Origin of the sequence: Burkholderia sp. IMCC1007, assembly GCF_027257875.1 — a bacterium.
In the GTDB taxonomy this organism is placed as follows: domain Bacteria; phylum Pseudomonadota; class Gammaproteobacteria; order Burkholderiales; family Burkholderiaceae; genus Burkholderia.
Map to the genome: position 1 here is coordinate 281,714 of NZ_JAPVQY010000002.1, position 19,549 is coordinate 301,262.

The following is a 19,549-nucleotide window of genomic DNA, read 5'->3' on the forward strand; positions in this document are numbered from 1 at the left end:
GTGCTCCCGAGCCGGGTGCTCCAGGAGTGCGTCAGGTCGCGCTCGATGCAGATTCACTGTCTCCGGTCGGTCGCCGGCGATAAAGCAACGTCACTTCCATCTGCTGTACGACCGTCCCGTCGTGTCGCACGAAGCGACGATTCATCTTGACGGTCCCTCGGTCCGGTTTGCTGGATTCCTTGCGCTCGACAACCGTCATTTCCGCATGCAGCGTGTCGCCATGCTTGACGGGCGCAAGCATGCGCCACTGGTCGACCTGAAGCAGCGCGAGCAACGTGCCGTCATTGACGCCGCTCGCATATTGCAGCCCCCCCATGATCCCGTAGATCAACGGACCATGCGCGATCGGCTCGCCGAACGGCGTCGTCTTGCAGTACTCCCAATTCGTGTGGACTTCGTTGAAATCGCCGGTCAGGCAGGCGAAATTCACGATGTCGGTCGACGTGATCGTGCGAGCCGGTGTTTGAATGACCTTGCCTATTTCGAAATCCTCCCAGTACAACCCTCGCCTGGTCGACATTGCCGATCTCCTTTGTGTGAATGAGTATCGCTGGCAATCAAGCAATCATCGTGCCTTCCCGATATCGTCAAAGGGCACGCGGGTCCGGCGCGGCCGGCGGCACACCATGTCGCGACGGGCAACACTGTGTCGCCGTCGCCGACACGCGGCACGCCACCCGCAAATGGATAGCTGCGCGCCGCGCCGTCCGAAGTGAAGAAGCGCTTGTGGCACGACGATTGCTGAAGCTGCGGGTGACAAGCCCGGTCCAGCCATGCGGGCCGTTATCGTTCACTTCCGGGAGAATTCTCCGTGCCTTTATCCGAGCCGAGCGGCCGTCGCGAACTCCATCACCGCGTGATCGATATGCGCACGTATGCGCGCGATGATGGTCTCTACGATGTCGAAGCACATCTCGTCGATACCAAACCGTTCGATTTCCAGCATTCGGGCCGAGCGGATCCGCTGCCGGCTGGCGCGCCGCTGCATGACCTCCGGGTCCGCGTCACCGTCGACGATCAATACGTGATTCATCGCATAGAGGCAGCATCGGACGCGACGCCGTTCGCGTTGTGCAAGGAAGCCGAAACGACTTTGAACGTGCTCGTCGGGCAGCGTATCGGCAAGGGGTGGTCGTCCGTCGTCAAAGACAACCTGCGGGGACCGGCGAGCTGCACGCATCTGAGGGAAGTACTGATTCCGCTCGCGACGACCATGATGCAGGGGGTTCGCGGGGTGACCGGCGCGCCGAGCCAGTTCGTCGACGCGAACGGCAAACCGACCATCCTGAACAGTTGCTATGCGTATGCGGATCATCGCGATGTCGTAAAGCAGCGGTGGCCTCAGCACTTCCGATCGACGACGCGGTCCACCGCCGACTGATGCATACCGTGGTCCCGCCGGAGACCGCGCCGACCGTCCCTCACGTCCCCTTCATCAGCACCGTAACCATCATGGGCTGCACTCCGCATCTGCCACAACGCAACCGCACGACAAGCGGCACGCATGACCGCAGGCTGACAATCACGCTCTGGCTGGTCGCGGCCGGGTTCTTCATGCAGACGCTCGATACCACGATCGTCAATACGGCACTACCGGGGATGGCGCGCAGCCTCGGCGAAGCGCCACTCCATATGCAATCGGTGGTCGTCGCCTACTCGCTCACGATGGCGCTGATGATTCCGGTTTCCGGATTTCTGGCTGATCGACTCGGCACGCGCCGGGTATTTCTTTCCGCCATCGTCGTCTTCACGCTCGGATCGCTGTTATGCGCGAATGCGCAAGCGCTTGGGCAACTGGTCCTGTTCCGTGTCGTGCAGGGTATAGGTGGGGCGATGCTGTTGCCGATCGGTCGGCTCGCCGTTATTCGATCGTTTCCGCCCGAGCGCTACCTGCCGGCCCTCACGTTCGTTGCGATTCCTGGCCTGGTCGGACCGCTGATTGGTCCGATGCTCGGAGGCTGGCTCACCGAATCCGCATCATGGCACTGGGTATTTCTGATCAACGTGCCGATCGGCGCGCTCGGGTGCGCGGCGACGGCGATCTACATGCCCGGAGAACCGTTGCCTGGGTCCGCTCGATTCGACTTCCTCGGTTATCTGATGCTCGCGATCCCGATGCTGTCGATCACGCTTGCGCTCGACGGAATTGCGGAATTCGGGCTGACCCGTCGCGCAGTGATCGGCCTCGTCGCGCTGACATTCGCCGGCATCGTCATGTACTGCGTCCATGCGACCCGCGTCCCGGACCCTCTGTTTTCGCTGAAATTGTTTGACATCCGCACGTTCAGGATCGGTTTGCTGGGCAATCTGCTCACGAGACTTGGCGGTGGAGCCATGCCGTATCTGCTGCCGTTGCTGCTCCAGGTAAGCCTCGGCTACTCTCCTTTTCACGCCGGCATGATGATGCTACCCGTTGCGGCCGCCGGAATGGCGGTGAGGCCTCTGGCCGTTCGTTTGATCACGGCTTGCGGCTATCGCACGGTTCTACTGGTCAATACGCTCGCAATCGGTTTGACGATCTCGAGCTTCGCGTTGATATCGCCGCCGCAGCCGCCGTGGCTCCAGGTCACGCAGTTTGCGTTGTTCGGCGCCGTCAATGCGTTGCAGTTCACCGCGATGAATGCGATCACGCTGAGGGACCTCGGAACGGCAGGCGCGAGCAGCGGCAACAGTCTCTTCTCTCTCGCGCAGATGCTATCGATGAGTCTCGGCGTGACGATTGCCGGTACGTTGCTCGACCAGTTCATGGAGACGTTTGGCCGCCACACGCATTCCCAGACGCTGACGGCCTTTCACGCGACGTTTGCGTGCATCGGCATCATCACCGCGTCGTCGGCACTGGTCTTCGCACGGTTGACGCCTGAAGCAGGTGTGATGACCGTTCGCAGCAGCCCTGCCAAGGAGGGGTGACCGAACACGAAGATTTGGAGCGCCCCCCCGGATCGCGCGGCCTTTGACAAAAAAGGGGGCTCGTGGCCCCCGAAAGTGAAACGGGACATCGCCGTCGTTGCTTAGCCGTCGCGTCCGACACCGCCGCCGCCCGCGTCGAGCGCCGGGGCGTCACCGATTGAAGCGTCGCCGCGAAACGCGTCGGCAATCGGCACCGGCAGCGCGTCGATGACCTGCCCGCCCGGCATCCGGACTTTGCGATCGAACAGTCGTCGGCCGGTGAAATGCGGATCCGTGACCGCCTGCTCGAGTGGGACAACACGCACGGTACATGTGTCGGTCCCCGCGAAACGTTCGAGCCATGTCTCGGCAGTCTGGCCGGCGATCAGCTCCGCCACCCGCTGTGTGACGCCAGGTTCGTCACCATTCTTCGTCGCCAGTTCCGACGCGCCAATCACTTCGGTGAAGTTTTTCCAGAATTTCTCTTCCAGCGGTGCGGCGGCAAGATACTGGCCGTCGAGCGTTCTGTAAATCTGATACCGTGCGGTGCCGCCCGTCACCAGCTCGCCACCCGGCGTGGGCCAACCGTTGCCCGTCGTGCCGTTGCCCAGCGCCCAATACATGAACGTGAACAGGTTGTCGGCCATCGAGATGTCCAGCCGGCAGCCCTTTCCGGTCGCGTCACGCTGCTTCAGCGCCAGCAGGATATTGATGACCGCGGGGTACGCACCGCCGCCGATGTCGGCAATCAATGCCGGCGGCAACACAGGCGCACCGTCCGGACCACAGGACAGCGCAAGCATCCCGGTTTCCGCGAGATAGTTGAGGTCATGAGCAGCGACGCCTGCCTTCGGTCCGCTTTGGCCGTAGCCGGTGATCGAGCAGTAGACGACGCGCGGATTTCGCTCCGCCACTTCCTGGTAACCGAGACCGAGACGCGCCATGACGCCCGGTCGAAACTGCTCGACCAGCACATCCGCATCGTCGATCAGTGCGAGGACCGCGTCTCGACCGGCGGGGCTCTTCAGATCGAGCGCCACCGACCGCTTGCCGCGGTTCAGCATACCGAAGTTGACGCTGTCGGTCCCCGCCTTCGGCACGTACGAACGCATTTCGTCGCCGCCGGCGGGCCTTTCGACCTTGACGACGTCCGCCCCCGCTTCGGCCAGCAGCAACGTGCATAGCGGGCCGGGCAACAGCGTGCTCAAATCGACGACCTTGACACCCTGCAGAGGCTGATTCATCGCTCGCCGCCTTCCATTCGCCGATATGCGACCTGGGCCCGCCGTGCGGGCGCATATGCACTGTCGCCCAGTGCTTCATAAAGCGCCTGCGTCACACGATAGTGATGACTCAGACCGGTACGCTCGAGCAGCGCGATCGGCCCCTCCGGATACCCGAGCCCGAGACGCAGCGTCGTGTCGAGATCGGACGCGGTGGCCAGCTTCTCGTCGAGACGGCGCAGCGCAGCGTTGTAATACGGCCGCACGAGCCGATCGACGATTCGGCCCGGAAAGTCGCCGCAAACAGCGACGACGAAGCCGGCGTCCTCGAACACCTGCTTCGCCTGCGCGAGCGCCGATTCGTCGGTTTGAGCCGGCTTGACGAGCTCGATCAGCCGGCTCGGCTCGGCATCGCCCAGTCGAAAGCGCGCGAAGCCGAACACGTTCGGTGCTGCGTTGCCGCGCTGATCGGCCGACGCAGAATCACCGGTATGAACCGCGAGGCACTCGTGACCCAGCTCCACCAGAACGAAAGGCGCATCTGCGGGGTTCCAGCCGCCCCCTATGTCGCGCACGAATGCCGTCCCGGCCCTCGAGTCGATGTAAACGCGCGCCGCCGCGTCATCGCGCGCCGCTTCGACGAATGCGTGGCCGCCCTGAAATGAACGGCTCTCGCCGTTCTGGATAATGCGATAGCTCATCGTCATGCTCCGAACATCTTCGTGTCGTTGTACGTGTGGAAGCCTTGCCCCGTCTTCTTGCCGAGGCGGCCCGCCGCGATCATCCGTCTGACGAGCGGCGGACATGCGGCGCGCGCTTCGTGCGTGAGCCCGTACATCGCTTCGCAAAGCAGGCGCTGCGTATCCAGGCCGACCAGGTCGAGCAACTCGAGCGGGCCCATCGGATAGCCGAGCGCGGTCTTGATTGCCTTGTCGATGTCGGCCGGCTCCGCCACGCCCTGCTCGACGAGCCGGATCGCGTCGTTGTTGAACGGTATCAGGAAGTAGTTGAGGATGAAGCCGGGCGTGTCCTGAGTCCGGACCGGACGCTGACCCAGCGCTTCCGCAAACGCCCATGCGCGCTCGAACGACTCGTCACTCGTGTTCAGCCCGGGCGACATTTCGATCAGTTTCATCAGTTGGGCCGGCAAGCAGAAATGCATGCCCACGAAGCGATCGGGCCGGCCCGATCCGCCCGCGATCTCGGTGATCGAGATCGTCGATGTATTCGATGCGAACAGCGTATGTGCCGGGCACACCTTGTCCAGCGCACTGAATAGCTGATGCTTGACGGCCAGATCCTCGAACACGGCCTCGATCACGACGTCGCAATCGGCGAGGTCGTCGAGTTTCGTCGTCCCGTGCCAGCGAGACATGATCTCCGGCACCGCGTCGGCGGGAAGCTTGCCGCGCTCCGCCGACTTCCTTAGAAAGCCTTCGGTCTGGCCGCGTGCGCGCTCCAGCGCCTCCTGCCGCGCGTCATACACGCGCGTCACGAAGCCCGCCCGGGCCGCGACGATCGCGATACCCGTGCCCATCGTTCCGCCACCCGCGATTCCGACTGTCTTGATTTGCGCCATGCGCGTCTCCTATTTGAGAATGAAGCTGCGGCCGATCAGCTGACGGTGAACCTGATTGGTTCCCTCCCAGATCTGCGTGATCTTCGCGTCGCGCATCAGCCGTTCGACGCGATAATCCGAGCAATATCCGTAGCCGCCGAGCAGTTGGACTGCATCCGTCGTGATACGCATCGCTGCATCCGATGCACGCATCTTCAGCATCGATGCTTCGATCCCGAAATCCGTTTCGCCGGCGTCGATCATCCCGGCAACCTGCCAAAGCCACGATTCACACAGCGCGAGTTCCGACGCGAGGTCCGCCAGCATGAATTGAACGCCCTGGAACTCGATCACTTTGCGGCCGGATTGCTTGCGCTCGTTGATATACGCGGCGGCATCCTCGAATGCACCGCGCGCAATACCGAGCGCGTGCGCAGCCACGCTGGGCCGGGATCGGTTCAACGAACCCAGCAGAATTCGCAATCCGTCTCCGGGTTCTCCAATCAGATTCGCCCGGGGTACACGGCAGTTGTCGAACGACAGCGTCGCCGTCCCCGACGCGCGCGTGCCCATCTTGTCTTCCAGGCCGATCACGCTGAGGCCAGGCGTCCCCTTCTCGAGAATCAGCACCGAGATCGCGCGCTTCGGATCGTCGATGCCGTCCCACTTGCCGAACAGCAGATACAGGTCCGCAACATCCCCGTTTGTAATGAACGTCTTGCCGCCATTGATCACGATCTCGCCGCCATCCTCGCGGAACGTCGTCCGCATGCCGGTCGCGTCGGAGCCGGCACCCGGCTCGGTAATCGCCAACGATGCGAGCGCGCCGCCCGCAACTGCCGGCAGAAAGCGCTGCTTTTGCGCTTCGCTGCCATACTCGATCAGCGGCTTGATCGCGTGGAAATTCGTTGCCCAGATAATGCCGGTCGCTGCACACGCCTTCGCGATCTCGCGCACGCAGAGCGCATAGCATGTGAACGACAACTGCGCACCGCCGTACGCTTCCGGGATGAACATGGCATTCAGGCCCAGTTCATTGATCGCGTCGATGTTCTGCTGCGGAAACGTCCCGGTACGGTCGTACTCGGCCGCGTGAGGCGCAATCCGATCTCGAGCGAGCGCGCGCACGCTGTCCACGATCATGCGCTCGTCGTCGCTCAGGCGAATGTGAGAATCGATTCTCTCCAGTATGTTCATTCCATGTTCCGATTCGATTGATAACCATCGACGCACCGATATCGGCGACGGCAGTCCACCAGCCGTGGGCGCGCCCTCGTTCATATCCGCGTCAAGCGTCCTTGAATACCGGTGAGCGCTTTTCGATGAAGGCGCGCATGCCTTCGGCCGCGTCTTGCGTGCGGTATGCGAGCGTCGACAAATCCGCTTCGATACGCAGCCCTTCGCCGAGATCGACGTCAGCGGCACGGCACACGGCTTCGCGCGCCAACAGCGACGCACACGTGCTGAAGCCGATATAGCGCTGCGCATACTCGGCCCCGAGCGCCCGCGGATCGCCGTCCTCGACGATGCAGTTCACGAGACCGATACGCTCCGCCTCCTCTGCACCGACGGTTCTCCCGGACATGACGATGTCGAGCGCCCGCGCGTGGCCCACGAGGCGAGGGAGGCGTTGCGTGCCGCCGTAACCGGGAATCAGGCCGAGTTTGATTTCCGGCAAGCCGACCTTCGCCTTTGCCGTGGCAATGCGGAACGTACACGCCATTGCAAGCTCCAGACCACCGCCGAACGCATAGCCATGAATGACGGCGATCGACGGAATGCGCAAACGGTCGAGCTTCGCGAACGTCGCCTGGCCGAACAATGCGCCGTCCCGCTCCGCGACAAGATCCCGGCCCATCAATTCGCGAATGTCCGCGCCCGCGCAAAATGCCTTGTCGCCGTGGCCGGTGATCACCAGCGCGCGCGCATCCGACGCGGACACTCGATCGAGCGCATCGGAAAATTCCTGCAGGACTTCGAAACTCAGTGCGTTGAGTGCCTCCGGCCGGTTCAGCGTGATATACGCAATCGGACCTTCGACACTGGTTTGAATCGGCATGCCATTCTCCTGACTACATTCGGAAGGCGACATTTCGCCCGTCCACCATGAATAAGCAAACATCGCGCCAACACCGGAATCTCCCTATATCGACACTTGCAGCGCAGCGAGTGTCCGCACAAAAGACAGTGTGTTGCCCGCCGCGACAACTGCAGGCCGACCGGTATGACTGCCGGCATGCAGCCACGATGCAGCGGCGGCATGACCGTTCCCACCTACTCAGCCCCAGCGCCCTCGATCGAGCGAAGATCGTCCGATGATTTGGCTTGTCTCCGGCTTCTGGTCGCGCGCCACGCGAAGAACAATTGCGCCACCAGCAACACGACGCAGATGCCCATGAACCCCGCGCTGATCGGACGTTCGAAAAACACGAGCGCGTCACCGCGGGACAGCAGTAGCGATCGCCGAAAATTCTCTTCCACCATCGGGCCCAGCACGTATCCAAGCAGAATGGTCGAGACGGGAAACTCCAGTGCCAGCAGCACGGCGCCTATCAGGCCGAATACCAAAACCTCGCCCACTTCGAACAGGCTGTTGTTCGTGCTGTAGACGCCCACGGCGATAAAGAACAGCGCCGCCGGATACATGTACCGATACGGCACCTGAAGCACCTTCACCCAGATGCCAATCATCGGCACGTTCAGAATCAGCAACAGAACGTTGCCGATCCAGAAACTCGCGATCAAACCCCAGAACAGATCGGCATGCTCCGTGATCAATTGCGGTCCCGGCTGATATCCCTGGATCAACAACGCACCTAGCAGCAGTGCCATCACCGCATCTCCCGGGATACCGAGGCTCATCGTCGGAATGAAATCGACCTGGGTCTTCGAATGCGTCGACGCTTCGGGGCTCGCCACGCCCTCGATCGCGCCATGGCCGAACCGGCCCGGCGTTTTTGACACCTTGCGTTCGAGCGCGTACGCGATGAACGTCGTAATTGTCGGGCCGGTACCCGGGATCGCACCGAACAGTGTGCCCACGAGCGTGCCGCGCACCATCGGCATGAACGAACGCTTCAGTTCCGCCCGCGATGGCCGCATGTCGCGCAGACGTACTTTCGCGTTCGTGCCGACGAAATGCACGCGGTTGACGTTACGGAGAAAATCCGCCACGCCGAACAGCCCCATTGCCAGTGCAACGAGTTCGAGATGGTTGGACAGGTCGACCAGACCGAACGTGAATCGTTCGACCCCGGTGTTGACATCCGTTCCGACGATGCCGAACAAGAGGCCGAGCGTCGTCATCGCGATCCCCTTGAGCGCGGAGCCGCGAGCCATCGTCGATCCGGCGATCAACCCGAGCAGCATGATCGAGAATATCTCGGCCGGCCCGAATTCGAACGCGACTTTCACCAGCAGCGGAGACGCGACGATCATCACGACGATGCCGACCGAGGCGGCGAAAAATGACGAGATCATCGTTATGCCGAGCGCAGTGCCGCCCTTTCCCTGCTGCGTCAGCGGATAGCCGTCGATGCACGTCACCGCGTGCGGAGGATGAGACGGCAGATTCAGCAGAATCGCGCCGATTGCGCCGCCGTACTGGGATCCGTAAAAGATGCCGGCCAGCATCAGCAATGCCGGCACGGCATGCATCGTGTAGGTCAACGGCAACAGCATCGCGATCGTCGATAGCGCGCCCATGCCGGGGAGCACGCCGATCAGATTTCCGACCAGCACTCCGAAGAACGACCACATCAGGTTTTGCGGCAGCATCGCGACCGAAAAGCCGTACCAGAGATCATGAAGCGTTTGCCAGATCATGCGCCACCCCACGTGAATAGCGGAAGTTGTACATTGAGCGCCCATCCGAATACGACGACGCCGACGACAACCATCGCAAGTGCAAGCACGGTCGCAGAACGCCACGAATTGTTCCGGTCACCGAGCGCTGAAATGAAAACAGTCGAGAAAGTCGCCGCAACCAGCCCCAGATATTTGGCGAATACAACGAACGCGACGAGGCCTGCGCAAATGAGCACCCATGCTTTCCACTCCAGCCGGCGTCCCCTGCGTCGTTCATCGGGACCGCCCTTCATCCCCTTGATACCGATCGCAATACCGGTCAGCGCGAGAACCACACCGAGCACCAGCGGAAAATAACCGGGCCCCATGCGCGTCAATGTACCGACGCTGTAGGAAATGGAATGGACGGCAACCCATAGCCCGAGACACGTCATCAGCAAGCCGCCCCAAACGTCCTTGTTCAAGCCACGTGCGTGCGCCATGCCGCCCCCCTGTCTGCCTCGTGACGGATTCGGCGAACTTCTCCGTGTCGCCCGGGATACTGTTCGCATGCGCGGGCTGTATCCGCGACGCATGAGCGGTGAAATGAAGATGTCGATGTCATGTCTCCTCCATCGGATGTATATGAATGGTTCCGAGGCTCGATCGCAGTCACGCAAATCGCGCGCCACCGTGTCAATGACACGGACTGCCGATAGGGATTACACGATGCCATCCTCTTTCAGTTGTCGAAGTGTGTCAGCTTCAATGTCGAGCCACGCACGCAGCACGTCCTGGCTGTCCTCGCCGAGCCGAGGTGGCGGCTTGCGAAACGTATGTGAGTTCCCGTCGACATGGATGCCCAGTCCCACCTGCGGAATCTGCGCGTCACCGCGGGGAACCGCATAGAAGAATCCGCGGCGACGCAGTTCGGGATCTGCTGCCACTTCGTCGATCCGATTGATCGGACCAGCCGGGATACGGGCATCTCGGAAGATGTCGAGCCAGTGATCGCGACGCTTCGTGCCGATGATGGACTGGATCTTTTCGACGATCTCGTCACGCAAACGACGCCGGTCGCTGTTGCTCGTGTAGCTGGCAGCCTGTCCGAATTCGGGCTCACCTACCGCGCGCCAGAATCGCGTCCAGATCCCATCATTGCCCAGACCGATCGTGAGCGGCGCGTCGGCAGCCTGAAAAACCTGGTAGACGGCGATGACGCTGTCTCGCCCCCCCGAACGGCGCGGCACCTCCCCGGAGCCGAGATAAGGCACGATTCGCGGCGTCATGAAGCGGGTCATGCTCTCGATCATCGAGATGTCAATACAATGTCCGTGTCCGGTACGATTGCGATCGACGAGCGCTGCGAGCACCGCGAGTGCCGCATCGCTGCCGGCCAGCAGGTCCGCAGCGGGCGTACCGATTTTTTGTGGGCCTTCATCCGCCTCGCCGGTCAGATCCATCACACCGCTATAGCCTTCGGCGATCAGGTCGTAGCACGGCATGTCGCTGCGTTCGCCATCGAGACCGAAACCCGACACCGAAGCATGGATAAGCCGCGAGTTGACCTGTCGGAGACTCGCGTAGTCGATACCCAGCTTGCGTTGAATTGGCGAGGTCCTGTTGACAACCACGACATCGGCGCTTGCAACCATCCGTTTGAGCAACTCGAGTCCCTGGGGTTTGCTGTAATCCAGCGTGAGGCTGTGCTTGTTGCGGTTCACGCTGAGATACCAGAGCGACTCGCCATCAAGAAACGGGGGTCCCCAAGCGCGCACGTCGTCACCTTTGCCAGGCGGCTCGATCTTGACGACCGTCGCCCCGAAATCCGCGAGCAGCAGCGTGGCGTACGGTCCTGCAACGGACGAAGTGAGGTCCAGCACGCGCACCCCGTCAAGTAGTTTCAAAGGGGTTTTCTCGCAGAGAGTGGGCAATGGGTCGAATGCGTTCATGTTTTTTGTCAGGAAATTGGTAGCAGCAGCATTCGCACGGCAAGTCCCGTGCCATACGGGCGCTGATCGTCTTCCCAAACACGTTTGCCAGATAACCGCCCCGTGCGGCTAGCAAGCGCACACCTCGACTCGCATGCGTGTCGTTGGCATGGTCAGCATGTCGACGAAACGCATGGACATGTCGTCGGGGCAGACACCGCCGCCGATGCTCGCTGAAAATCTCGTTGAGCCGCGACGTCGACAACGGCATCACGCGAGCTTTTTTATCGAATAAAACGCGTTCTACCGTGCAGATGGTTCGGAACACCTGACATGCGGCGGCGAAATGGAGTTTCGCCGTCGGTATGGGTGCGATGGCGAACAGCGCGAAATACACGCCAGTTCATGCGGCGGCGGGCATCGTTGGCTTCGCGGATTGACGATCAGTGGAAGGGGCGCGGAAACGCTACTTGTGCATTGCGAATCCGCCAACTGCTGGCTCAAGGGTATCCGTCTGCGGCGAAATGTGATACCGATCCGGTCGTGCGATCTTGCCGTGCACATGGTTCAGACGCGCGCTCGCTGCGAAACGATTTCGACCGTGCATAGCTTTGCACGCAGCCGGAGCGGACCACATCACCACAAACGTGCGTGGCATGGAATCTGCGTCGCCGAACGTCCCTCCAGCGCTTGGCGTGCCGGTCGCGGATTCGCGAAGCCGTCGAGTGTCGAGATATGTGACATCCAACTAAAACCCGCCATGAACACATTCGATCGCAAACCGTCGTCTCAACGCCTTGTTGAAGCCAATCCCGACGCCATGTCGCACTACAGAAAGATGCGCGGCCAACTGTTTCCGCCTGAGAATGTCGACGAAGCAACCTGCGAAATCATGCTCGCGATGCAATTGGCGGTATTGGGCCGCGAGATCCCTTTCAAGGTTCATGCATTGCGCGCGTTGTCGCGCGGCGTGACCAAAGTGCAGCTCGAAGGTTTGCTGCTGTGCGGAATGGGGGTGTCGCTGGTTGCATTCGAAGCGGCCCAGGCCCTGATCTGGCTGGACGAGGCCTGCGCCGAAGCTGATACTCCCCAGCCCGCTCAGACCTGACGAACGCGCGGTCCCTTCTCGGTACGAGATGCTCATATGCCATCGGGGTCGACCGCAGAACGGCCGCGGCGGCTTCCGTGAACGCGCCCGCTATGAAGCGACCGTCCATGCCGAAAAGACTTCCGGTGACGTAGCACGTACGGATGGAGTGAAATGGTCGTTGCGGCGCCGCCAGATCACATGCGCGTGAACAGGCTCCCTATCTGCCGCATGCTTTCTGCCTCTTCGAGCTTCATGATCAGGTATGGTCAGGTCCGACAACGACTCGGCAATCTCGTCGCCAAACGTACTCCCCACCAGATCACGATACTTGTTTTCGATATCGGCATGGGCCCCGTCGCGCCGGTATGGACAAGCGTCAGCGACTCAGAGCCAAGAATCATGTGTTCGTCACCGGCACCGGTTACAATCCAAGCGGTTGAAGTTCGCGGACAAGATCGATCAATAAGCGCAGGCCAGTCGGCATCTGACGTCTGCTCGAATAGTAAATGTAGAAACCCGGTTCCGAAGGCGCCCAGTCGTTCAGCACGAGACGCAGCCGCCCCTCCCTGACATACGTCGCGACGAACGGTTCGGGAAAATACATCAGCCCAGCTCCGCCGAGTACTGCGACGAGTCCGGTTTCAGCATGATCGACCGTCAACGACGACGGTACCGCCACTTCGAGCTTCTCATCGCCGCGTTTGAATTCCCATCGGTAAATTCGATCGTCGCCAAGGCGATTGCTAATGCAACGATGCTCGAGCAGATCATTGGGGTGATTTGGGATACCGAAGCGGCCAAGATAATCGGGTGCCCCTGCAACGACCCAACGTATATTGGCCGAAAGGCGCTGCGCGATCATGTCCTCCGGAACCGTTCCGCCGTAGCGAATACCCGCGTCAAAGCCCCCCTCCGTCACGTCGACCAAACGGTTGCTCGCGACGATATCCAGTTCCACGTCAGGATAGCGCTCGACAAATGTCGGCAGCACCGGTGCCAACAGCAACGTCGAAGCCTCGACGGCCGCATTGACCCGAATGCGGCCTGTAGGCGCATCCCGGAAGCGATTCAGGGTCTCCAGAGCCGTGTCGATCGCCTCGAAAGGCATGCCGATCGACGCCGCCAACGCATCTCCCGCAGCGGTCAGCGTGACGCTCTTCGTCGTACGGTTTAGTAGACGGACGCCCAGTCTAGCTTCGAGCCCCTTCAGGGCATGACTCAGTGTCGAGGCGCTTACTCCGAGCTCTATCGCCGCACGACTAAAGCTCCTTTGTCGAGCAATAGCCAGGAAATAGATCAGATCAGCCATATCAGATCGATTTATTTGCATGTCAAGAATTCCGGTTAAATATCTCTCTGATTTCGCGAGCATTTCGCTCAATGAACCGCACCACGCAAGAACCCCTTCGACCTCGCCCTACTGTCGCTTGCCGCAGCGTAGCCTAGGCTCGCCATGGTCTCGTAGTTTACGCGGTGAATTCTGGCGGCGCTGCCGACAAATCGCGCGTTAGCGGTACTGCTGTCACGGTTCACGGAAACGCCGAACGCCAACAGCCGAATCCTAAATGACTCCAGCCGCGTCATCGAAGCGTTGAGGACCGGGAAGCAATCTGGACTGCAAGTGGCGTTCGACGACGAGGTGCCGCCTAATCCGCTGACGCCCGCGCGTCAGCGGTCGCGCCAGCGCGAATGCCGGCGGAAATGAAAGTCACCAGATGCTCGGCCTTGCGCTTCAGGGCGCCGGCCTTGACCTTGCCGCCCGAGATACGCTCGATGCGGCTGTCAAACGCACTCATCACCAACGCGCCCACTGCGAACAAGTAGGCCCAGTGCGCATAGTTGGCGCTATGGCCCGGCAGCGTCTTCCTGATTGCGCTGATGAATTCCGCCGCGAAAGGATCGAAATATTCAGCAACGATGCCGCGCTCGGCCTCGCGCGGATCGGAAGCTTCGCGCGCAACAAGTTTGGCATACGCAAGTCCGGACTCGGTATTCTGGATCTGCATCACCGGGAGCACGAATGCGCGCACGATATGCTCGAGGGGGTCTTCCCCCGCGGCGACCGGTTCACGAAGCAAAGCCAACCGGGTGTCGAGCACCGTCTTGCGGCGCTCGAACAGCGCGCGGTACAGGCCCATCTTGGTCTCAAAGTGATACACGATCAACGGCAGGCCAACGTCTGCCGCCGACGCAATATCCCGCATCGAAACGCCATCGAAACCGCCTTCGGCAAACAGCCGCTCCGCCACGTCGAGCACCCGCTCGCGCTTGCTCGTCTCGACCGTCTGTTGCGCTCCCTTCCCCCCCCGTACACCGGTCGCCTTTCCCGTGACTTCCTTCGCCTGCATGGTGTCTCCGCTGTCCTGTGGCTCGATTGCCGCGAATGCCAATCCGTTCATTACGCGACGTCAGTTTACACCAACACGATACTGACTGTACGATCGTACAGTCCACATAACGTGAACGCTGCCATGCGGCGTCGGTGGTAAGTCCCCCAAACCAGGAGCAACCGCACATGACACGACGCTTCGTCGATCTTTCGATCTATCTGGAAAACGACGTCATTTCCGATCCACCGGGTTACGGCCCCACGATCCAGTATCTGACGCACCGGAATACGGCCAAAGCCGTGACGGCCTTCTTTCCCGGACTGCAGGAAACCGACCTGCCGGACAACGAAGGCTGGGCCATTGAACACATCCAGTTGAGCACACACAACGGGACGCATCTGGATGCGCCCTATCACTTCCACAGCACGATGAACGATTCGAAGGGCGAGCGGGAGCGTTCGACAACCATCGACGAAGTCCCGCTCGACTGGTGTTTCCAGCCCGGCGTGAAGCTCGATTTCACCGGTTTCGACGATGGCTACGTCGTGACCGCTACCGACGTCGAAGCCGAGCTTGTGCGCATCGGGCACGAACTCAAGCCGCTTGAAATCGTCGTCGTCAACACGCGTGCAGGCAAGCGCTACGGACAACCCGACTATGTTTCCTCGGGTTGCGGCATGGGCTTCGACGCGACCATGTACCTGCTCGAGCGAGGGGTTCGCCTGACGGGCACCGACGCGTGGAGCTGGGACGCGCCGTTCGTCCATACCGCGAAAAAATATGCCGAAACGCGTGATGCATCGCTGATCTGGGAAGGACACAAGGCCGGCCGCAAGATCGGCTATTGCCACCTGGAGAAACTCCACAATCTCGAGGTGCTGCCACCTCACGGCTTCTTCATCTCGTGCTTCCCGCACAAAATCCGGGGCGGCTCCGCCGGCTGGACTCGCGCAGTCGCGATCTTCGACGACGCCCTCAATGCAACAGCTTGCGACCCGCATCGAACCGCATAGGCAAGGAGCCTCGATGGAACTGAATCACACACACGACGTCACTCAACGCAGTTGGCTGGAAACGGCCAACGTGGCGGGGACCGACTTTCCGTTGCAGAATTTGCCACTCAGCGTGTTTCGCCGCAGGGGCGTCGGCGAAACCTGGCGCGGCGGGATCGCGATCGGCGACCAGATCGTCGACCTCGCTGCGTTACAGCAGGCGGGCTGCATGGACGGCCTGGCACTCGAGGCCGTGCGAGCGGCCACGGCAACCACACTGAATGCACTGCTCGATATGGGGCCGCCTGCGTGGCAGGCACTGCGCCACGCACTCTTCGAACTGCTTCGGGCCGGCAGTCCGCATGAGCCGAACGTACGGAAGACGCTGGTATCACAAGCGGAAGCCGAGTATGCCGTCCCCGTGCGTATCGGCGACTACACCGACTTCTACACCTCGCTCGATCATGCGGTGAACTGCAGCCGCCCGCTCGGCATGGCGATCAGCCCGAATTTCGACTGGTTACCCATTGCTTATCACGGCCGCGTGTCGTCGATCGACGTCAGCGGTCAGCAGGTCTACCGACCGATGGGGCAATACCGCCCGGACCCGTCCGCCCCTCCCGTTCACGACGCCTGTCGGTGGCTCGACTACGAGCTGGAACTGGGCGCGGTGATCGGGGTCGGCAATCCGCGCGGCAATTCCATCCCGCTGCGTGACGCTCAACGGCATATTTTCGGGCTCTGCCTGCTGAACGATTGGTCCGCGCGCGACATCCAGTCGTGGGAAATGCAGCCGCTCGGGCCATTCCTCGCGAAGAATTTCGCGACGACGATATCGCCCTGGCTGGTCACCCTCGAAGCATTGCTGCCGTATCGCACCACGTGGTCACGTGCCGCCGAACGCCCGCAGCCGCTCGACTACCTGTCCTCGGACGACAACCGCGCGGCCGGTGCGTTCGACATCCAGCTCGAGGCGTCGGTCCTGAGCGCGCGTCAGCTCGCGCAAGGACGCCAGCCACGTACGTTGACACGCACCAGTTTCCGGCATCAATACTGGACGTTAGGGCAGATGATCGCGCACCACACGATGGGGGGCTGTAACCTCCAGCCGGGTGACCTGCTGGGAAGCGGCACCATCTCGGGCCCGTCATCGGGCGAAGCCGGTGCGTTGATCGAACTGACCGTAGGCGGCACTCAACCCGTGGATATCGGCAATGGTGAAAGCCGCGCATTCCTCGACGATGGCGATACCGTCATTTTCCGGGGCTGGTGCGAACGCGATGGCTTTGCACGAATCGGTTTCGGCACCAACCATGGAACCGTGTTGCCGGTGCCGGCCGCGGAAGGTGATCATTAACCGCGCGTCGTTTCGCAACCGGTCATTGATTCAATGCGAGGACCACGTTCGTGGTGCTCGCGCCTTGAAACGCTCCGCCAGTGGACTCGCCGTGTTCGCTCGCCGTGCTTGAACACAGCACCGCAACGCCAGCACGCATGCGCGAAATCGCCGCCAGCGTCATCGGCTGGCGGCGATTTCAGCGCATGTGTCTTTCGGGTGCGCTAGAAGAAGTGACGAACACCAACGACGATGCCCACACTGCTGCCGGTTGGCTCATACAGCGCGCCATTCACCGTGAATCCCGTATGCATCAACCCGTGGTTGTTCACGCATGCCGCGGAGCCATACAAGGTCGTTCGTTTCGACAGAAAGTAGTCCAGCCCGGCAGACGCCAGTAAAGAATTGTTCGCCGAATCGTTACTGTCCCGCATGTACCAAACGCCTACGTCGGCGGACAGTGCCGGCGTGATCAGATATTCGCCGCCCGCGGCATACACTTTCTCGTTGAAGGAGCCGGCGATCTTGTAGCTTGTGTACGATCCCTTGAGTGTTGCACCTCCCCACCTGTAGCTCGCACCGACCGTTCGCCCGCTGAATTCGATCGTCGACGGGAATGGCGTGGAAACGCTGGCTGAACCGCCGGGATTTCCACTGAAGAGCGCAGCGTTCACGACCAGGTCTTTCCATTCGTATCTCACGCGAGCCGCATACTGGCGCCCCGCCTGAAATCCCTTTGGATCGCCGCCCAGCGCAAGCAATGCACTCGCCTGCAAGCCGGCGATCGTCGGGCTCGTATAGGACACGGCATTGGCGACGAAAATGCCGGTCGCAAAAAAATTGCCCATGTAGATTCCGGCCTGACTCCCGAAGAACGACGCATGCCGCGCGTCCGTATCGACGATCGCAAGTCCGAACGGCGAGTACTGTAGGCCGGCCTTGACGGTACCGAAGTGTCCGGAGAGCCCGACGAAGGCTTGCCGCCCGAAGAGATTCCCGTTCGAGTTGCCCAGCGCCCCGTTGTTCGTCGTAAAACCGCTTTCGAGCGTAAAGATCGCCTTCGTCCCAGCGCCCAAATCCTCGGCACCGGTGATACCGAAGTGAGAACCCGAGATTCCGCCATCCGTTGCCGATACCTGATGCGGGCCGCTCGCACCCGTTCCGGCGTCGAAGGTACGGCTCGTATACATCACGCCAGCATCCACCACACCATACAGCGTGACGTTACTTTGCGCATGCGCGTTCGACGATAAGCCCGATACCGCGATCGAGACAGGGATCAGCAGCATCGGACGGATTTTCTGCATCTTGCTCACGTTTTAATGTCTCCTCCAGTCATGCAGGACTGCAAAATAATTGAATAAGAATCCACCTCCGTGCGGCGCCCAACATATGGCGATCAAACGAAGCCGGACAGAGGGCCGCTTCGGCTCCGGTCCTCGGTGTGCTGACGGGCACGCACGCCGGAGCGTTGGTTTTTCTTGAACCGCCGCCGGCCAGGGATTGATGTCCCTCGCGATGTTGTCGAGGGACCGGATCGCAAAGTTGATCGCACATCCGCCGCAATCGGCCCACGGTATCGATGACGCGGCAAAGCGGTAGCGTGTTTCCGCTGCTGCTTTGCCGCTCCACCCAAGCGGCCCGCGCCGCACTGGCCCGCTCGAAGTACGCGAACCGATCGCGCGGTCACGTATTCACGGAAAGCGCCAACGGCATCAAGTCACTTGCTTGCGTCCGCGAGAGGACGTACAGCTCGAACCAGTTGCACCACTCGACCATCAGGTGGTCCGAGTGGCCGTGAATGAGTACTTCCGGCGCGGTCGATGGCCAGAAGATCTCCAGCCGCGCATCGAACCCCGGAAGCGTGTCCCTGAACTGGTGCAGCAAGTAGCCGACGGTCACACCATCGGGCGTCTCGACGCGCCCCATCATTCGATGCGGCATATCGGGTGCCAGTTCGATCGGGATACCGCTCCAGTCATCCAGATGGCGGAGCTTCAGGAGGGCCGGCGACTTCGTATGGCCGGGTACTTCCAGAATGCCGACACGCCCATCCGGGAGCGGTAGCGCACCGAGATGCTCAGGGTGAGCACGAAGCATTGCCGGGCTGTTCGGCCCGCCATATCCGTCCCAGAACCAGGCCACGAACTCCGCGCTGGTGCCCACTGCCACGTGCGCTTCGGCAACTGACGAACTGAAGCGGCCGTTCGCACGCAGCGACCAATCCTTCTCGTTCGATTCGTGCTCCGCGATCTCCTGCGCGAACAGGCTGACCATGCCGTCTGCCCCCAGTTTCTCCATGAGCAAGGCCATCATGTAGCGCGCCCTTTTGACCTCCATTCTGAGGATGTCCTCGCCGGCCACCTCCGTACCTGACTTGAAAAACGTCACTGCTTTCACTTGAGCCTCCGTAG

At 61.3% G+C, this 19,549-nt stretch carries 18 protein-coding genes; 5 read left to right on the forward strand and 13 right to left on the reverse strand.

Annotated elements, in window-relative coordinates; all coding sequences use genetic code 11:
• Positions 1–31: 31 nt before the first annotated feature.
• Positions 32–520, reverse strand: coding sequence for a MaoC/PaaZ C-terminal domain-containing protein (locus O1Q03_RS03790; protein WP_059623701.1), 489 nt, complete (start codon positions 518–520; stop codon positions 32–34).
• Positions 521–856: 336 nt separating this feature from the next.
• Here O1Q03_RS03790 and O1Q03_RS03795 point away from each other — a divergent pair, with 336 nt between their 5' ends.
• Positions 857–1,381 (forward strand): DUF2889 domain-containing protein, encoded by a 525-nt coding sequence (locus O1Q03_RS03795; RefSeq protein WP_269501704.1) that lies wholly within the window; start codon positions 857–859, stop codon positions 1,379–1,381.
• 71 nt (positions 1,382–1,452) lie between these two features.
• The gene (gene mdtD / locus O1Q03_RS03800; protein WP_111442768.1) at positions 1,453–2,910 is read left to right on the forward strand and encodes a multidrug transporter subunit MdtD; all 1,458 of its coding nucleotides are present in this window, start codon (positions 1,453–1,455) and stop codon (positions 2,908–2,910) included.
• A 101-nt stretch (positions 2,911–3,011) separates the two neighbouring features.
• Here mdtD and O1Q03_RS03805 read toward each other — a convergent pair whose 3' ends face one another.
• The 8 genes from O1Q03_RS03805 to O1Q03_RS03840 form a co-directional block, all read right to left on the reverse strand.
• Positions 3,012–4,133 carry a CaiB/BaiF CoA transferase family protein gene (locus O1Q03_RS03805; protein WP_059623698.1) on the reverse strand — a complete coding sequence of 374 codons (1,122 nt, stop codon included), beginning with the start codon at positions 4,131–4,133 and terminating at the stop codon, positions 3,012–3,014.
• Positions 4,130–4,918, reverse strand: a complete 789-nt coding sequence (locus O1Q03_RS03810) for a 3-hydroxyacyl-CoA dehydrogenase family protein (protein WP_244113375.1) — start codon at positions 4,916–4,918, stop codon at positions 4,130–4,132. The genes O1Q03_RS03805 and O1Q03_RS03810 overlap by 4 nt, the downstream gene beginning before the upstream one ends.
• Positions 4,816–5,691, reverse strand: a complete 876-nt coding sequence (locus O1Q03_RS03815; protein ID WP_059623696.1) for a 3-hydroxyacyl-CoA dehydrogenase family protein — start codon at positions 5,689–5,691, stop codon at positions 4,816–4,818. Before O1Q03_RS03815 ends, O1Q03_RS03810 begins: the two co-directional genes overlap by 103 nt.
• A 9-nt stretch (positions 5,692–5,700) precedes the next feature.
• On the reverse strand, positions 5,701–6,951 hold the full coding sequence (locus tag O1Q03_RS03820; RefSeq protein ID WP_261324816.1) for an acyl-CoA dehydrogenase family protein: 1,251 nt from the start codon (positions 6,949–6,951) through the stop codon (positions 5,701–5,703).
• A 7-nt stretch (positions 6,952–6,958) separates the two neighbouring features.
• A complete protein-coding gene (locus O1Q03_RS03825) occupies positions 6,959–7,729 on the reverse strand; it encodes an enoyl-CoA hydratase/isomerase family protein (RefSeq protein ID WP_111442758.1) in 771 nt (256 codons plus the stop codon).
• A 215-nt stretch (positions 7,730–7,944) separates the two neighbouring features.
• Complete coding sequence (locus O1Q03_RS03830; RefSeq protein ID WP_111442767.1) at positions 7,945–9,495, reverse strand: tripartite tricarboxylate transporter permease; 1,551 nt, start codon at positions 9,493–9,495, stop codon at positions 7,945–7,947.
• Positions 9,492–9,941 (reverse strand): tripartite tricarboxylate transporter TctB family protein, encoded by a 450-nt coding sequence (locus O1Q03_RS03835; protein ID WP_230948495.1) that lies wholly within the window; start codon positions 9,939–9,941, stop codon positions 9,492–9,494. Before O1Q03_RS03835 ends, O1Q03_RS03830 begins: the two co-directional genes overlap by 4 nt.
• 237 nt (positions 9,942–10,178) lie before the next feature.
• A complete protein-coding gene (locus O1Q03_RS03840) occupies positions 10,179–11,408 on the reverse strand; it encodes a CaiB/BaiF CoA transferase family protein (protein WP_059623686.1) in 1,230 nt (409 codons plus the stop codon).
• A 739-nt stretch (positions 11,409–12,147) separates the two neighbouring features.
• Between O1Q03_RS03840 and O1Q03_RS03845 the strand changes: the two genes are divergently transcribed.
• The gene (locus O1Q03_RS03845) at positions 12,148–12,495 is read left to right on the forward strand and encodes a carboxymuconolactone decarboxylase family protein (protein ID WP_124455155.1); all 348 of its coding nucleotides are present in this window, start codon (positions 12,148–12,150) and stop codon (positions 12,493–12,495) included.
• Between the two features lie 403 nt (positions 12,496–12,898).
• On the opposite strand, the gene O1Q03_RS03850 is transcribed toward O1Q03_RS03845, so the two are convergent.
• A complete protein-coding gene (locus tag O1Q03_RS03850; RefSeq protein ID WP_230948493.1) occupies positions 12,899–13,786 on the reverse strand; it encodes a LysR family transcriptional regulator in 888 nt (295 codons plus the stop codon).
• 337 nt (positions 13,787–14,123) lie between these two features.
• Complete coding sequence (locus tag O1Q03_RS03855) at positions 14,124–14,825, reverse strand: TetR/AcrR family transcriptional regulator (RefSeq protein ID WP_059623764.1); 702 nt, start codon at positions 14,823–14,825, stop codon at positions 14,124–14,126.
• A 167-nt stretch (positions 14,826–14,992) separates the two neighbouring features.
• Here O1Q03_RS03855 and O1Q03_RS03860 point away from each other — a divergent pair, with 167 nt between their 5' ends.
• Both O1Q03_RS03860 and fahA read left to right on the forward strand, forming a co-directional pair.
• Complete coding sequence (locus tag O1Q03_RS03860) at positions 14,993–15,820, forward strand: cyclase family protein (RefSeq protein WP_111442757.1); 828 nt, start codon at positions 14,993–14,995, stop codon at positions 15,818–15,820.
• Between the two features lie 13 nt (positions 15,821–15,833).
• On the forward strand, positions 15,834–17,156 hold the full coding sequence (gene fahA / locus O1Q03_RS03865; RefSeq protein WP_111442756.1) for a fumarylacetoacetase: 1,323 nt from the start codon (positions 15,834–15,836) through the stop codon (positions 17,154–17,156).
• Positions 17,157–17,359: 203 nt separating this feature from the next.
• On the opposite strand, the gene O1Q03_RS03870 is transcribed toward fahA, so the two are convergent.
• Together O1Q03_RS03870 and O1Q03_RS03875 are read right to left on the reverse strand one after the other, a co-directional pair.
• On the reverse strand, positions 17,360–18,442 hold the full coding sequence (locus O1Q03_RS03870) for a porin (RefSeq protein WP_269501738.1): 1,083 nt from the start codon (positions 18,440–18,442) through the stop codon (positions 17,360–17,362).
• 379 nt (positions 18,443–18,821) lie between these two features.
• A complete protein-coding gene (locus O1Q03_RS03875) occupies positions 18,822–19,535 on the reverse strand; it encodes a hypothetical protein (protein ID WP_230948492.1) in 714 nt (237 codons plus the stop codon).
• Positions 19,536–19,549: the final 14 nt, after the last annotated feature.